At 70.3% G+C, this 14,175-nt stretch carries 17 protein-coding genes; 5 read left to right on the forward strand and 12 right to left on the reverse strand.

Going from position 1 to position 14,175, the window contains the following annotated elements; translation table 11 throughout:
• Positions 1-53 precede the first annotated feature (53 nt).
• Complete coding sequence (locus CV755_RS25620; RefSeq protein ID WP_109282630.1) at positions 54-362, reverse strand: hypothetical protein; 309 nt, start codon at positions 360-362, stop codon at positions 54-56.
• A 396-nt stretch (positions 363-758) separates the two neighbouring features.
• Between CV755_RS25620 and CV755_RS25625 the strand changes: the two genes are divergently transcribed.
• Entirely contained in the window at positions 759-2,132 is a 1,374-nt protein-coding gene (locus CV755_RS25625) for a serine/threonine-protein kinase (protein WP_109282631.1), read from the forward strand.
• 43 nt (positions 2,133-2,175) lie between these two features.
• On the opposite strand, the gene CV755_RS25630 is transcribed toward CV755_RS25625, so the two are convergent.
• The gene (locus tag CV755_RS25630) at positions 2,176-2,349 is read right to left on the reverse strand and encodes a DUF397 domain-containing protein (protein WP_109282632.1); all 174 of its coding nucleotides are present in this window, start codon (positions 2,347-2,349) and stop codon (positions 2,176-2,178) included.
• Positions 2,350-2,536: 187 nt separating this feature from the next.
• Between CV755_RS25630 and CV755_RS25635 the strand changes: the two genes are divergently transcribed.
• Positions 2,537-3,991, forward strand: a complete 1,455-nt coding sequence (locus tag CV755_RS25635; protein WP_338323696.1) for a pyridine nucleotide-disulfide oxidoreductase — start codon at positions 2,537-2,539, stop codon at positions 3,989-3,991.
• On the opposite strand, the gene CV755_RS25640 is transcribed toward CV755_RS25635, so the two are convergent.
• The 5 genes from CV755_RS25640 to CV755_RS25660 all read right to left on the reverse strand — a co-directional run bounded on the left by CV755_RS25640 (position 3,942) and on the right by CV755_RS25660 (position 7,177).
• On the reverse strand, positions 3,942-4,886 hold the full coding sequence (locus CV755_RS25640; RefSeq protein ID WP_109282633.1) for a GlxA family transcriptional regulator: 945 nt from the start codon (positions 4,884-4,886) through the stop codon (positions 3,942-3,944). The genes CV755_RS25635 and CV755_RS25640 overlap by 50 nt on opposite strands.
• Entirely contained in the window at positions 4,883-5,467 is a 585-nt protein-coding gene (locus tag CV755_RS25645; protein ID WP_193553476.1) for a cysteine hydrolase family protein, read from the reverse strand. Before CV755_RS25645 ends, CV755_RS25640 begins: the two co-directional genes overlap by 4 nt.
• 264 nt (positions 5,468-5,731) lie before the next feature.
• Entirely contained in the window at positions 5,732-5,929 is a 198-nt protein-coding gene (locus CV755_RS25650) for a DUF397 domain-containing protein (RefSeq protein WP_109282634.1), read from the reverse strand.
• Between the two features lie 54 nt (positions 5,930-5,983).
• On the reverse strand, positions 5,984-6,181 hold the full coding sequence (locus CV755_RS25655; protein WP_109282635.1) for a DUF397 domain-containing protein: 198 nt from the start codon (positions 6,179-6,181) through the stop codon (positions 5,984-5,986).
• Positions 6,182-6,190: 9 nt separating this feature from the next.
• The gene (locus CV755_RS25660; protein WP_241561390.1) at positions 6,191-7,177 is read right to left on the reverse strand and encodes a helix-turn-helix domain-containing protein; all 987 of its coding nucleotides are present in this window, start codon (positions 7,175-7,177) and stop codon (positions 6,191-6,193) included.
• A gap of 137 nt (positions 7,178-7,314) precedes the next feature.
• On the opposite strand from CV755_RS25660, the gene CV755_RS25665 reads away from it, so the two are divergent.
• Positions 7,315-7,725, forward strand: coding sequence for an ATP-binding protein (locus tag CV755_RS25665; RefSeq protein WP_109282636.1), 411 nt, complete (start codon positions 7,315-7,317; stop codon positions 7,723-7,725).
• Between the two features lie 88 nt (positions 7,726-7,813).
• Complete coding sequence (locus tag CV755_RS25670) at positions 7,814-8,608, forward strand: GNAT family N-acetyltransferase (RefSeq protein WP_109282637.1); 795 nt, start codon at positions 7,814-7,816, stop codon at positions 8,606-8,608.
• A 74-nt stretch (positions 8,609-8,682) separates the two neighbouring features.
• On the opposite strand, the gene CV755_RS25675 is transcribed toward CV755_RS25670, so the two are convergent.
• From CV755_RS25675 to CV755_RS25695, 5 genes are all read right to left on the reverse strand, one after another.
• Positions 8,683-9,306 carry an SMI1/KNR4 family protein gene (locus CV755_RS25675; RefSeq protein ID WP_109283514.1) on the reverse strand — a complete coding sequence of 208 codons (624 nt, stop codon included), beginning with the start codon at positions 9,304-9,306 and terminating at the stop codon, positions 8,683-8,685.
• 135 nt (positions 9,307-9,441) lie between these two features.
• A complete protein-coding gene (locus tag CV755_RS25680) occupies positions 9,442-10,599 on the reverse strand; it encodes a serine hydrolase domain-containing protein (protein ID WP_161968748.1) in 1,158 nt (385 codons plus the stop codon).
• 280 nt (positions 10,600-10,879) lie between these two features.
• Positions 10,880-11,059: a hypothetical protein gene (locus tag CV755_RS25685; protein WP_109282639.1), complete on the reverse strand. Its 180-nt coding sequence runs from the start codon at positions 11,057-11,059 to the stop codon at positions 10,880-10,882.
• 126 nt (positions 11,060-11,185) lie between these two features.
• Complete coding sequence (locus CV755_RS25690; RefSeq protein WP_109282640.1) at positions 11,186-11,377, reverse strand: hypothetical protein; 192 nt, start codon at positions 11,375-11,377, stop codon at positions 11,186-11,188.
• Positions 11,374-12,132, reverse strand: a complete 759-nt coding sequence (locus tag CV755_RS25695; RefSeq protein ID WP_109282641.1) for a MerR family transcriptional regulator — start codon at positions 12,130-12,132, stop codon at positions 11,374-11,376. Before CV755_RS25695 ends, CV755_RS25690 begins: the two co-directional genes overlap by 4 nt.
• A gap of 84 nt (positions 12,133-12,216) precedes the next feature.
• On the opposite strand from CV755_RS25695, the gene CV755_RS36345 reads away from it, so the two are divergent.
• Positions 12,217-14,160: a serine/threonine protein kinase gene (locus CV755_RS36345; protein WP_109282642.1), complete on the forward strand. Its 1,944-nt coding sequence runs from the start codon at positions 12,217-12,219 to the stop codon at positions 14,158-14,160.
• Positions 14,161-14,175 lie beyond the last annotated feature (15 nt).

Genomic DNA, 14,175 nt, shown 5'->3' on the forward strand with positions numbered 1-14,175 from the left:
CAGCCTCGGGTGGGGGGACTCGGGAAGCGAGCGGGGTCTGCGCGGGCGGACGGCTAGACGGCCATGCCGTAGACGATGGTGAACAGCGTCCCCAGCGAGCCGATGATGAAGACTCCGGTGAGCCCGGCCACGATCAGGCCCTTGCCCTGTTCCGCGCTGAAGGTGTCCCGCAGGGCCGTCGCACCGATGCGCTGCTTGGCCGCGCCCCAGATGGCGATGGCCAGGCAGAGCAGGATCGATACGGCCATGATGACCTCGATCATCACCCGGGCCTCTTTGCCCAGGCTGCCGAACGGGCCCCAGTTCGGGGCGATTCCACCAATAATGGTGTTGATGTCGCCCTTTCCGGCTGCCAAAAACATTTCGTAACTCACCGCCCCTTGAAGGGTAGTTGCGCCGCCTGCGCTCCGCGGCGCAGGTCGATACCTATCTTCACCGAAGACGCCGCCCGCGGATGTCGACTTGGCGGCAAATTTTGGCCGGTCCGCATATGCCGGTGGCGAGGTCAGCTCCGTCCCGCGACCGACCGTTGTCAGTGGGTGGCCTTACGGTCACCGTGTGTATCACTTGTGCGGGCCTCGGGCAACGGCGCGCGGAGGGGAGAGTCGTGCACTTGTTCAAGTGCGACCGCGTTCGGTCGGTAGGCTGTGGTGACCGCCCTCGCACGCGTCGCGCCCAGCGGCGGCCGGGCCGGTTCATCGGGTTCATCGCGCTCATCGTCGGGTTCGTCGGGTGCGTCGAGATCAAGGGTGGTAGGGGTGCTGGTTGCCGAACGCTACCGGTTGGCGGAGCTGCTCGGTCGCGGTGGCATGGGCGAAGTCTGGCGCGGCCAGGACGAGGTGCTGGGCCGTCAGGTAGCGGTGAAGCTGCTGCTGGGCGATGGTGGCGACGAGTCAGCGGCCCAGCGGTTCCGGCTGGAGGCGCAGACGGCGGCCCGGCTGAATCACCCTCAAGTGGTCGCGGTCTACGACTTCGGCTCCTGGGACGGGCGTTTCTACCTGGTCATGGAGCTGGTGAACGGCCCCAGTCTGGCCCAGCAGCTCTCCGCCCGCGGCCCGCTCTCCCCGGCCGGGGTGGCGGACATCGCCGCCCAGGCCGCCTCCGGGCTGGCGGCCGCCCATGCGCAGGGAGTGATCCACCGGGACATCAAGCCGGGCAATCTGATGCTGGACGCCAACGGGGCGTTGAAGATCGGCGACTTCGGCATCGCCCGCTTTGTGGACGAGACCTCGGCCGGGCTGACCAGGGCCGGGCAGATCGTCGGTACCAGTACCTATCTCGCGCCGGAACGCGCGCTGGGGCGTCTGGCCGGACCGCCCTCGGATGTGTACGCGCTGGGCTGTGTGCTGTACCACCTGCTGGTCGGCCAGCCGCCGTTCTGGGCGGACAGCCCCACCTCTTTGCTCTATCTGCATGTGGACACCCCGCCGGTGCCACCGCGGCAGCACCGGGCCGATGTGCCGCCCGCCATGGACGCCTATCTGCTGCGGATGCTGGCCAAGGAGCCGGAGGCCCGGCCGTCCACCCAGGAGGTGGCCGACTGGTTCGCGAGCGGTGCCTGGCGCGGCTCCGCGCCGGCCGCCCCCGCCATGGTCCCGGCGCCCCCCGCCATTCCTCCGGCCACCCCCACCGCGCCCCCGGCGGCCGTGCCGCCCATGCCGTCCGGGGCGCCCAAGGCCCCGGGCCCCATGCCCACGGCCCCAGTCCACCAGGAGAGCGTCACCACCTACGCCCTGCCGGGTTCCCCGGCCACCCGCAGCACCCCCGCGGTCGGCGGCCGGCGGCACGGGGCGGGCGGCAGGAGCGCCGGGCGGCTGCGCATCCGTACGCCCAAGACACTGGGCGGAGTGCTGGCGGGTGCGGTGGCCTTCGCGGTGGCAGCGGTCATCGGCGCCTCGGTCTTCACCTCCGAGGACGGCAAGACCAGCGGGAACCGGCCGGACGCCCAGCCCTCCCAGACGGTGCCGGACGGCACGGCCCGGCAGTCCGGCACCGGCACCCACCCGTCCGGGCACCCCGCCCAGCCCAAGCATCCCGCCAGTGGCAAACCGCACCAGCGAAACGGCAAGCACCGCCACAACGACCAGCGGGACCAGGGCGACGGCCAGGACGACTCGGGGGACGACGGCTGACGAGGGCTGGCGGGGACTGACGGGGGCCGGGGCCGCCGCTCGTTCAGTCCTCCAAGTCCGCCACAAAGTGGTCGAACTCGCCCGCCTGGACGCCGAGTACAAAGGCGTCCCACTTGCGCTTGGTGGTGATCACCACCTTCTCCGGGTGGACGTTCTCCCGGATATAGACGTTGTCGTCGCCCTCGTTGCCGAAGGCGACCTCCAGATACTCCGGCATGGACAGATCGTCGGTCGCCGGAATCCAGTTCAGTCCCTCTGGTACGCGCCCAGTCAACGTCTCCCCCTCGGGCTGTCGTTCGTCTGACCTGGCCGCCCACCCTAGAACAGGGGGCGCCCGGCGCACGATGGGGCGAACCGGGCGTGGCCGGGGCGTACTTCGCCGCCACGGCGGAAAGAGATGCGCCGTGATCGCCCCCAACCCCCGCCCCGCGAGCGCGGGCGACCGCCGGCGCGGGCGGCCCAGGCGTGCGGTGGTGCTCGGCGCGAGCATGGCCGGAATGCTCGCCGCGGCCGCGCTGCGCGGCCATGCCGAGGAGATCGTCGTGGTCGAGCGGGACTGTCTGCCCGAGGAGGCCGCGCCCCGTAAGGGCCTGCCCCAGGCGCGTCATGCGCATCTGCTGATGTCGGGCGGGGCACGGGCCGTTGAGTCCCTGCTGCCCGGCACCACCCGGCGCTGGCTGGGCGCCGGCGCGCACCGTATCGCGCTGCCGTCCAGCCTGGTGGTGCTCACCGCCGATGGCTGGGCCCGCCGTTGGCCGGAGAGCCAGTTCCTGATCGCCTGCAGCAGGGACCTGCTGGACCATGTGGTCCGTCAACAGGCCCTGGCCCACCCGGAGATCGTGCTCCGGACGCGCTGTGAGGCGGTGGCCCTGCTCGGGGACGCGGTGCGCATCACCGGGGTGCGGCTGCGGCACCTGGACTCCGGCGGCAGCGAGAGCCTGGCCACGGACCTGGTGGTGGACGCCACCGGCCGGGGCTCACCGGCCGCCCGCTGGCTGTCCGGGCTGGGACTGCCCGTTGTGCGCGAGGAGACCGTGGACTCCGGGCTGGTCTATGCCAGCCGGATCTTCCAGGCGCCGCCAAGGGCGGAGAGCATTCCGGTGGTCTCGGTGCAGGCCGTCTCCGGCACCCCGGAGCCCGGCCGGGGCGGCACCCTGCTGCCCATCGAGGGCGGCCGCTGGCTGCTCACCCTCGCCGGGACCCGGGGCGGTGAACCGACCGGTGAAACGGCCGAGTTCGAGCACTTCGCCCGCTCGCTGCGCCACCCGTTGCTGGCCGATCTGATCGCCCGGGCCAGCCCGCTCACCGATGTCCACCTCACCCGCACCACCGTCAACAGGCGCCGCTTCTATGAACGTTCGCCGTCCTGGCCCGAGGGCTATCTGGTGCTCGGCGACGCGGTGGCCTCCTTCAACCCCATCTATGGCCAGGGCATGACGGTTGCCGCCCAGTGCGCCCTGGCCCTGCGCGCCGAGCTCACCGGGGGCGGCGGACTGACCGGTCCCGGCCTGGCCCGGCGGGCCCAACGGGCCGCCGCGCGGCCGGTGTCCGGCGCCTGGTCCCTGGCCACCGGCGACGATATGCGCTACCCGGGAGCCACCGGCAACCGCTCGGCGGTGGCGGTCCGGCTGACCCATGGCTACTTCCAGCGCCTGGTGCGCACCTCGATGTGCCGGCCCGCCGTCTCCCGGGCGCTGCTGGATGTGATGACCCTCTCCGAGCCCTGGCCCGCGCTGGTCCGTCCCCGGATGCTGCTGGAGGCGCTGCGGGGTCCGGACCCGGGGCGCCGCCCCCCGCCGGAGCCGCCGATCACGGCTGCGGAGCGGGAGTGCTGGGGACTCGCTGCGGACGTCCCCTGAGGCGGCGCAGCATCCGGGCGTCCTGGAAGCCGACGCTGCGGGCCGCCGCCTCCACGGTGGAGCCCTGGGAGATCAGGTGCTCGGCATGTTCGATACGGAGTTCCTGCTGGTAGCGCAGCGGGGTGAGGCCGGTGGCGGCGGTGAACCGGCGGGTGAGGGTGCGTTCGCTGAGCCCCACCGCGGCGGCCAGCCGGCCCAGCGGCAGAGTGCTGGTGTAGCGGGCGTCGATCAGATCCTGCGCCCGGTGCACCGCGTCGCTGAGGTGGGTACGGTGCCGCAGCATGGCGCTGGTCTGCTGCTGGTCGCCGTTGCGGCGGGCGTAGACCACCATGCTCCGGGCCACCCGGGCCGCGGTCGCCGCGCCATGGTGCACCGCCACCAGGTGCAGGGCCAGATCGATCCCGCTGGCGATCCCGGCCGAGGTGACCACCCGGTCGTCGGTGACATAAAGGACGTCACGCACCACAGTGGCCCTCGGATACCGGCGGGCCAGCTCCTCCTGGACGTCGTGATGGGTGGTGCACCGCCGCCCGTCCAGCAGCCCGGCCCTGCCCAGGGCGTCGGCGCCCGCGCAGACACTGGCCACGGTGCCGCCGGCCGTGTGATGGGCGACCAGACGGTCCAGCATCGCGGTGCCGAGCGCGCCATGCCGGCGCAGGGTGGGCGCCCGCCAGCCCGGCACCACGATCAGGTCCCGCTCCCCCAGTTCCGGCCACTCGATGGCGGCCTTCAGCGGTACCCCCTGCGCCGTCGGGATGTCTTCCTGCTCCGCCACATAGCTGAGCTCATAGCCGCAGCCCAGGTCGTTGGCGGTGGAGAACACCTGGGCGGGACCGGCCAGGTCCAGCAGGTGCAGCTGCGGTACCAGCAGGAAGACGACCCGTCTGACGGTCACGATCCAGTCAGCTCCTCAACGGTGGCGATCTTGGCGAACCGACCGGCCAGCGCATACTCGGTGCGCTCGGTGATCGCGTCCGTGGTGAGGGTACGCGGGTCCGCCAGGATCTCCGCCAGGCTGCGGCCGGCGGGGGCGTCCCGGTGCTCGATGGGGTGGGTGACGGTGGCGTCGATCACAAAGGTGACCTCATAGCCGAGGTCGGAGGCCACCCGGGCGGTGGTCTCACAGCACTGCTCGGTACGGATGCCGCTGATCAGCACCTCGCGGATGCCCCGCTCGGTGAGCAGCTGCTGGAGGTTGGTGGTGGTGAAGGCGTTGTGCGAGGTCTTGCTGAGGAAGGGCTCCCCGGCCTCGGGCTTCAGCCCCTCGATCAGCCGGACGAACCCCCGCTCGGGGTCGAAAACGGTACCGGTGCCGGGCTCGGTGTGCGTCACCCACACCACCAGCTCGCCCTTGGCCCGCTGGGCGGCCACCAGCCGGTTGACCTTGTCCACGATGTCGGGGTTGGAGGAGGCGGCCCAGTTCTCCCGCTGCCGGAAGGATTCCTGGACGTCGATCACGATCAGTGCGCTGTTCATGGCTTCAGCATGCGGGGTGGTTGGGCCGCGCCAGAAGGGATGATCAAGTCCGCACCCGGAACGATCCGGTCAGCGATGGCCGGCCCACGCACGGGCGCGGGCCCCGCACGCCGCCGGGCTCCCGTCTTCTGCGGTCCGCGCCGCGCACAGGTGGCATGACGGTTGTGCAGCGTTCAACCGGGTCGGGTTTCCGTGTTGGATTGAGCCGCCCGCGCAAAGGTTTTCCGCCCCGGAGCGCGGTGCCCCCTGGGTGCGGGCCGGCGGTCAACGGTTGCCGGGCACCCCGCCCCGGGCGTACCGCAGGAACGCCCGTAGGGCGGGACGGCTGAGGGCGAGCACGGTGCGCGGGGCGTCGCTCTCCCGGAGCGCGATGGTGTTGTTGGGGGTGCGGGAAGCCTCCAGGCAATCGCCGTTTTCGTTGGCTGTGCTGAAGCTGGACTTCTGCCACCGAGGGTTCGACATGGTGCGGCCTTTCACGGCCAGTAGCGGAAGCGCTGGCCGACACGAAGCCGGCGGTCAGCGGTGAACGCCGGGTTCTGCGCCTCGGGCGTAACCCAGGAACGCCCGCAGGGCGGGGCGGCTGAGGGCGAGCACGGTGCGCGGGGCGTCGCTCTCGCGAAGCGCGATGGTGTTGGGGGTGGCGGATACCTCCAGGCACTCGCCGTTGCCGTTGGCTGCGCTGAAGCTGGACTTCTGCCATGAGACTGCAGGCATCGCCTCTCCTCAGAGAGTGAACAACACGTGCTGGATCAGCCCGAGGGAATCCCTCTCAGTGTAGAACTTGGGTTCGATGACGGCTGGCACCGGCGCGAAGGCCGCTTCGCTCAGCTTGTTGAACTCGGTGTCAAATTCATGCAGTTCGCGTGGCTCGCCAATGAAGGGCGAAGTGTTGGGGTGTTCCACATAGGCCGTGCTCAGTTGGGCCACCGAGTGGTCGTAGATAACGAAGGGCGCGCTGAACTGCGGGTGTACCTCTGCCCGGAAGGGCAGGATCTGGATGAGTACGTTCGGTAGCTTCGCCAACTCCACCAAGTGCTCGATCTGGCGGCGCATGATGTGAGGGCCGACGAACTGCATCCGGAGCGCGGCCTCGTGAATGACCGCGTGGAATCGTGGAGGCGCTTCGCCGGTCAGGACTTGCTGTCGTTGGAGCCTGAACTCAACGAACCGCTCGATAGCGGCCGGAGATGCCTCCGGGTTCCCGCCGACGAACAACGTCCGCATGTACTCGGGTGTTTGTAGCAGGCCAGGGATGTGCACCCACTGGAACGAGCGGTGCGCAATGGACAAGGACTCCAGCTCGGCGAGATCGCGGGCCGCGTCACTGTGGTGCGGGCCACGGAAGTCGGACCACCAGCCTCGGCCTGTGGCCTGCCCCATGGCCACCAGCGCCTCAATCAGAGGTTCAGATTGGCAACCGTAAGCCGCTGCCAGTGCCCGCAACTTCACCTCTGGAATGGCTGTTCGGGCCGCCTCGATGTGACCAAGATGTGGCGGACCCAGTCCCGCCGCCGCTGCGGCCTCGCCGACCGACAGTCCGGCCGCAGTGCGCAGCCTGCGAAGTTCCATGCCCAAACGGCGTTGGCGCTGGGTCGGGTTGGCGCGTAGGCCCATCTCTGCCTCCTGCTGATCGTCAGCAGTCTGCCTGCTGGTGACAAGCGACAGCCACTCGTTGGTGGCAATTCCGGTAAGGCAGTTGCAGATCGGCAACTGCGGTCCCTACCGTCGAAGACAACCGCCCCGGCGCCCATAAGCCGGAAGCGCACCGTTCGCACGCGCGCAGCGACACGGCAATGCCACCGCACCCGCCGAGGGAACCCGCCACCTCAACCGGCCAGGAGCCGCCGATGTGCCGCACCGCCCGACCCGACTTCGCCCTGGTCTTCCCGCCCGCCCCGGGCTGGGTCCGTACGGCGCGTGAAGCGGTCCGTACCGCGCTCACCGCCGCGCACCGTGAGGAGCTGACCGATACCGCGCTGCTGCTCACCTCCGAGGCGGTGACCAACGCCATCAACGCCTGCCGGGGGAGCGGCTGTTCGGCGCCGGTCACGCTGCACGCCGAGTGGGCGGCCGGCGGTGCGCTCCGGGTGCTGGTGCGCGATGACGCACCCGGCATGCCGCGCCTGGGGCGGCCGTACCCGGAGCGGCAGGAGAGCGGCCGTGGCCTGCTGCTCATCAGCGCATGTGCCACCGACTGGGGCGTCTGCCGACATGGGCCGGGGCCCGGCAAGGCGGTGTGGTTCCGGATCGCCCGGTGATCCGCCTCGGCAACCGGGCGATCACAAAGGCATGTATCCCGGACAATTCGCATTGCCGCACCCCCGGGTGCGCCCTAGCATCGGCGCGGTGAAGGTGAATTCGCTGGGCTTCCGCACCGACCTGATGCTGCGTGCCATGGGCGGTTCGCGCATCACCGATCACGGCACCCATCTCAGTGTGCACACCCCGGACAACTCCCATTACTGGTGGGGCAATTACCTGCTGGTGCCCCCGGGCAGCGATCCGGCGTACTGGGCGAAGGCCTTCGCCGCGGAGTTCCCGGAGGCCGGGCATCTGGCCATCGGGGTGGATGCCACCGACTCCACCGAGGCGGAATCCTTCCCTCCGGAGGAGCTGGCCCGGCTTGACCTCACCGTGCAGGTGGATGCGGTGCTCACCGCGAGGGCTCTGTTGCCGCCAACCGGCTTGGAGGGAGCGGAAATCCGACCCCTGGATGGTGACGAGGACTGGGCGCTTGCCACCGAACTCCGGTTCGCCACCGAGGACTCGGCGGACCTGCCCGAGCACCGGGCCTTCCTCACCCGCAAACTGGCCGAGTACCGGAGCATCTGCGAGGCCGGTCATGGCGCTTGGTTCGGGGCCTTTGTGGAGGGACGGATGCGGGCCGGGGCGGGGGTGTTCAGCGACGGCGGAGGGCCGGCGCGGTTCCAGAATGTGGAAACGCATCCGGGGTTCCGCCGCCGGGGGCTGGCCGGGGCCGTGGTACGCCACGCCGGCGCCTGGGCGTTGACCAGGCCCGGCGTCCACACCCTGGTGATCGTCGCCGATCCCGGCTACCACGCCATCCGGCTCTACCGCACCCTGGGCTTTACCGACGCCCAGTGCCAGGTGTCGCTGCTCCGGCCGGCTTACGTCTGCTGATCCGGATTACGGACCGACCGCGATTGATATGGCCGTTCCCTGGCCTGATCCGCTGGGTGTCGGCTCGGTGGCGTTCACCGGCTGAGCAGGTCCATGGAACTCCGACCGAGCCAGTCCCCGAACGAGACCGGCTGACCGCCGAGGTTCAGGGGCAGGATCCGGTCACAGGTCGCGCGGCCATCGAACCACATCGTGCCTCGGTGCGGACCAGTGACAATGAGCAGGGTCGAGAAACCGCAACCGTTCTCCTGGATGAACACGGCGCCGGACGTCCTGCGCTCCTGGAACACCTCGTACTCCGCGTCCCACTGCTTCCACGCCTCCTGGTAGGTGTCGTGATCCGGGAAGTTCTCTTTCAGCGGCTCACGTGCGTCGAGTTCCTCTTCATAAGCGCGGTAGGAGTCGGGATCGGGGAAGGCGCTGGTGAGCAAGGCGTAGTTGGTGGTTGTGTCTCCGCACCAGCCCCAGCCTGCCGCGGTTCGGCGCAGGCGGTTGACCGTGCCGCCGGCGCTTTGCCGGAGCAAGTACTCCCGGTACTGGTCCGGAAAGGTAATGCCCAGTTCCGCCTCCGCCTCGCGGATCTCCGCTTCGGACAGCGGTGCCGGGGAGGAGCCCTGCCCCTCGGGCGGACAGCTGAGTTGGTCAAAGCCTCGTCCCCGCGCCAAGCGTTGCGCTTCCGCTATCCAGTCGGTCGTCATACAGGTGAGGGTAGGCATGAGCGATCCGCCGGACGTCTTCGTGACATGACGACGCCCTCCGCCCAACGGCCCGCTGAATCACCCACCGGCCAAACCCTCAAACAGCATGCCGAACCCGGGTTGCGGGGCATCCCGTCAGCTGAATGCGGCGGATACGGTCTTGTTGACCAGGGCGGCGTCGTTGCCGCCGCCGGATATCGGGTTGAAGGAGTAGATCAGGCGCCGCCGCAGGTCGCGGGTGGCGAACATGCCGTCGGTGTAGCCGAAGGTGCTGCCGGTCTTGCCCCAGACGGTCAGGCCATTGGGCATGGTGATGCGCATCAGGCCTGCACTGTAGGCGATTTGGGGCCGGTTCGGGCTCGGGGCGCGGTCGTGGGGTTCGGCTATGGCGGGGACGGTGAACAGCTCGTCCAGCTGGGCGGCGGGCAGCAGCCGGCCCCGGAACAGCGCGGTGAGAAAGACGTCCAGGTCGGCGGTGGTGGAGATCAGGCCCCCGGCACCCGGGTTCTGCTCGGTGACGTCTGCCAGCTGCGGGGTGCCGTCCGGCTGGGGAACGGCCAGATAGCCATGGGCATGCGGACCATGGATGGCGGTATCCGTCTCCGGCGCCGTGGTGTGGCGCAGGTGCAGGGGGCGGAGGATGCGCTGGGTGATCTCCTGCTGGTAGCTGTGCCCGGTCAGTCGCTGGACCAGCATGGCGGCCACGTAGTAGCCGGTGGAGCCATAATTCTGTCGCTGGCCTGGGTCATAGGGCCGGGGGTGGCTCAGGGCCATGGCGATCAACTGGGCCATCGGATGGTCGTCGAAGCGGTGCTCCACCATCCCCTTGGGGTCGGTGGGAATGTCGTCCGGGGTCAACTCCGGCAGGCCGCTGGTGTAGTTGAGGAGCTGGCGCACGGTGATCACCGGGGAGGTGGGCAGGACGCCGGGGAGGTAGTCCTGGACCGGGTGGTCCAGCTCCAACCGGTCTTCGCCGGCCAATTGCAGCACCACGGTGGCAATAAAGACCTTGGTGACGCTGCCCAGCCGGAATCTGCCGTCCGCCGGCACCGGTGCGCCGGTGCTTATGTCGGCCTTGCCGAAGGTGCCCGTCCAGTGCCCGGCCGGTCCGCTGACCCTGGCCAGCATGGCCGTCACCCGGTCGGGAGAGCTGGAGATCGCCTGCTGGAGCGCGCCCGGGTCCAGTGCGGGGAGCGGAGCGCCGGGGCAGTGCGAGGTGGTGGCGGTCTGGGGCCTCCGGGCGGGGGCGGCGAGGGCGGGGGCCACGGTGGTGCCGAGGGTTACGGCCGTCATGATGGCGCAGGCTGCTGTGATCAGGGGGAGTCTGCGACGGTGCGAATGGGACTCGGCAGGGCGGGAGTTGAGCGGTAGGGAGTGGCGGGTCATGTCATAGAGCGTGTCGCACGGGGGATCGGCTCACCATCCGGGAAGGCCCTGGGTACACCCTGAGTGAGCCCCGATGGAGATCAGGTTCGGGATCGGGGGGGCGAGCGGGATTTCGGGCGGAGCGGGATGTGTGCAGCGCCCCTCCCGCGCGCCGGGGGGCGCCCCTTACGAGGCGCCCCCGAATTCCCTAGGGCAGGACCACCAGCCCGTTCCGCTCCGGCGCCGCATTGGCATGCCAGAGGTCCGAGCTGACCGCGTTGACGTTGACATTCCCCAGCAGATGGTCGGAGCTGTCGGCGCCGGCCGGCGTGGCGAGGAAGCCGAGGAACGCGGCGGTCCCGAGGAACAGGGCGGTGATGCGGCGCATGAAGTGCCTTCCCCTAGCGGTGAATTGATCAGGGGGGCGATGCCCGGCGCGGTGCGTCCCCATGCGGGGCATCACCCCTGGGTGGGGTGCCGAATCGATCCTCCGGCCATCCGAGGGCAGGCATGGCTATCCGCCCGCGCTTGGCCGTTGGCGCCCGCGCCGGTCGGCGGGCAGCTGGAGGTAGACGAACACCGCATAGCAGGCAAGGGCGATGGGCACCGTGAACAGCGCCCCGTAGGGGCGTAGGCAGAGGGCCAGGAGCAGCGACGGCAGCGTGCCGGCGACGGCGACAACGGCACGGGCGCGACGGTTCATCATCGGGTCCTCCGGGCCTCGTCCAGGAAGTCGGCCAAAGCGGACCATTCGTCGGAGGCGGGTGCCGGGGTGCCCGACATGGCCCCCGGGTTCTCCCGCCAGGCCGTGCGGACGCCTTGGGAGATCGCCTGGTCGCCGCCGGTGAACAGGGCGCTCAGTTCGTCCATGCGCCCCACCACGCGCCGTACCCGTGGGTCGGTGGCGGGGGCGCCCTCGGTGCGCAGCCGGTCGGCGCGGCGGTAGAGCTCCGGCCACTCCACCTCCAGCAGATAGTGCAGGGCCGGTCCCAGCGAGGCTGACCTGGTGCGCAGCACCTCGATCTGCTCGTCCGCCAGGTGGTCCTTGAGCGCGTCCTCGGCCTGCGGGGCGACCGAGCCGATGGCCCGCAGGGCGTCCAGCAGGGCGTCGGTGCCGGGGGTACGGCCGGCCGAGAGCGCGTCCAGCAGCGTGGTGAGCCGGGTGCGCAGCGTCTGGAGCACGTCAACCGACTCCTGGACCTTGGCCAGATGGTCGTGGATCAGCCGGACCGGGTCCACGCCGGAGTCCAGACAGGTGGCGATGGTCTCCAGGCTCAGGCCCAGGCTGCGCAGCGCCAGGATCTGGTAGAGGCGGGCCAGATCGCCCTCGGTGTACTCCCGGTGCCCGCCGGCGGTGCGGCTGGAGGGGCTGAGGAGGCCGATGGCGTCCCAGTGGTGCAGGGTGCGTACGGTCAGTCCGCTGGCCTGTGCGAGCGGGCCGACCTTCCAAGAGGAGTGCATACGCCCCACCTTGCAGCCTTACGCGACGTCAGGTTCAAGGGGCGGCGGCGGTGAGTGGTGCGGGGGTGTGGCACAGTCAGGTTCGTGGAAGCGCTCCGTCCTCAAGATCCGTCCCGAATAGGTGCCCATACTGTCCTGGCCCGGCTGGGTTCGGGGGGTATGGGGCAGGTGTATCTGGGACGGTCACCGGGCGGGCTGCATGTCGCCATCAAGGTGATCCGGGATGATTTCGCCCAGTCCCAGGAGGCGTTGACGCGCTTCCGGCGTGAGGTCGAGACGGCGCGTGCGGTGCACGGCGGGTATACCGCGCAGGTGGTGGACGCCTCGCTGGCGGAGGCCCCCTACTGGCTGGCCACGGAGTATGTTCCGGGTCCAAGCCTGAGCCAGGCGCTGGCCCGTAGGGGTCCCCTCCCGGAGGAGACCTGCTTCCGGCTGTTCGCGGCGCTGGCCGAGGCGCTGGCCCAGGTGCATGGATTCGGCATCACCCACCGCGACTTGAAGCCGCACAATGTGATTCTGGCGCCGGGTGGGCCCAAGCTGATCGACTTCGGGATCGCCCGGACCGCGGAGCAGACCGCGCTGACCCAGCTGGGGACGGCGCCCGGTACGCCCGGATATGCGGCGCCGGAGGTCATCACCCGCAATGAAGTCGGCCCGGCGGCGGATGTGTTCGCGCTGGGGGCGACGATGGCCTGCGCGGCGACGGGGCGGCCCCCGTATGGCGAGGGCTCATTGGAGTCCGTCACCTATCGGGTGGTGCACGGAAGTATTGATGTGAACGGTGTGGCACCGGAGTTGGCCGCGCTGATCGAGGACTGTGTGGCAGGTGATCCGGGCGCCCGGCCGGATCCGGCGCGGATCATCGAACGCTGTGGGGTCGGTTCGGCGCTGGCGGACGATCCGGTGTACCGGGCGCTGGCCGCGCTGGGGGAGCGCGCGCCGACGGATCTGGCGGCGGCCCGGGCGGCGGGGCTGGTGCCGCCGGGGCATGGGGCCGGAAGCGGGGCCGGCCACGCGGCTTCGGGTGCCGGATATGTGCCGACGCTGGCGCCGGGTGCGGGTGCGGGTGCGGGTGCGGGTGGGGCTGGCGGTGCGGCTCCCGGCGCCGCCGGCGTACCAAGCGGGTTCGGTGCGCCCGGCGTTCTTGGTGCGCAGGGTGCGCACGGTGCGGTGGGTGTGGCGAATGCGTCCGGATTGCCCGGCACGCCGGGCATGCCCCAGGCGGCCGGACTTCCTGGTGCCCCCGGATTCCCCGTCGCCGCGCCCCAGTCCGCGCCCCGCCGTTCGCGGCGTGGGCTGTTGCTGGGAGTCGGGGCGGCGTCCGTGGTGCTGGGGGTGCTGGCCGGATGGGTCGTACTACGGCCGGACGGCAGCGAGACGCATGGCGCAGCAGCGGCAACGGCGACCGCAACGGCCGGACCGGACAAGCCCGTTGTGGCGACCCGCACCCCGGGCGCCTCACCGAACCCGTCCATGTCCGACACCCCAGGTGGTCCGGCGCCCACCTATATCGAGCAGAAGGACGTCAACCGCGACTTCTGGCAGCCCAGGCAGGGAGCGGTCGATCTGCGCGACGGGCAGTGCGCCCTGCCACCGGAGGAGCGGGCCGATCTCTTCCAGATGAGCGTTGACGGCAGCCGGGACGCGTCCGGCGCACTGACCTCCGGCCAGGCGACGGTCTCCTTCCGGCTGAAGATGGACCTTGGCAAACTTCCCAAGCCGTACTACGTAGCGGTGGGAGTGAAGTCAGCGCATGAGATCGACTCCGCGACGGGCAAACCGCGGATGGGCACGCCCAACTTCAGCATCGGCTGGACCAGCAAGCCGGTCGATCTCTTCGCCCAGGACCCCACCAAGCCCGTCAACCTGACGTATCCCCAGGACTTCCGGCAGTTCACCAATGGCCAAGTGGATGAGACCGCCCCGCCGCTCAGCGCGGACCCCGGCAACTGGACGGTCCTCTACTTCCATGTCAACGGGCCCAAGGACTACGCCTCCATCGGCTGCGACGGGTTCGTGGCGAAGTAGCGGAACGCGTCGATA

Origin of the sequence: Streptomyces orinoci (assembly GCF_003121295.1) — a bacterium.
GTDB classification, from domain to species: Bacteria; Actinomycetota; Actinomycetes; order Streptomycetales; family Streptomycetaceae; genus Streptomyces; species Streptomyces orinoci.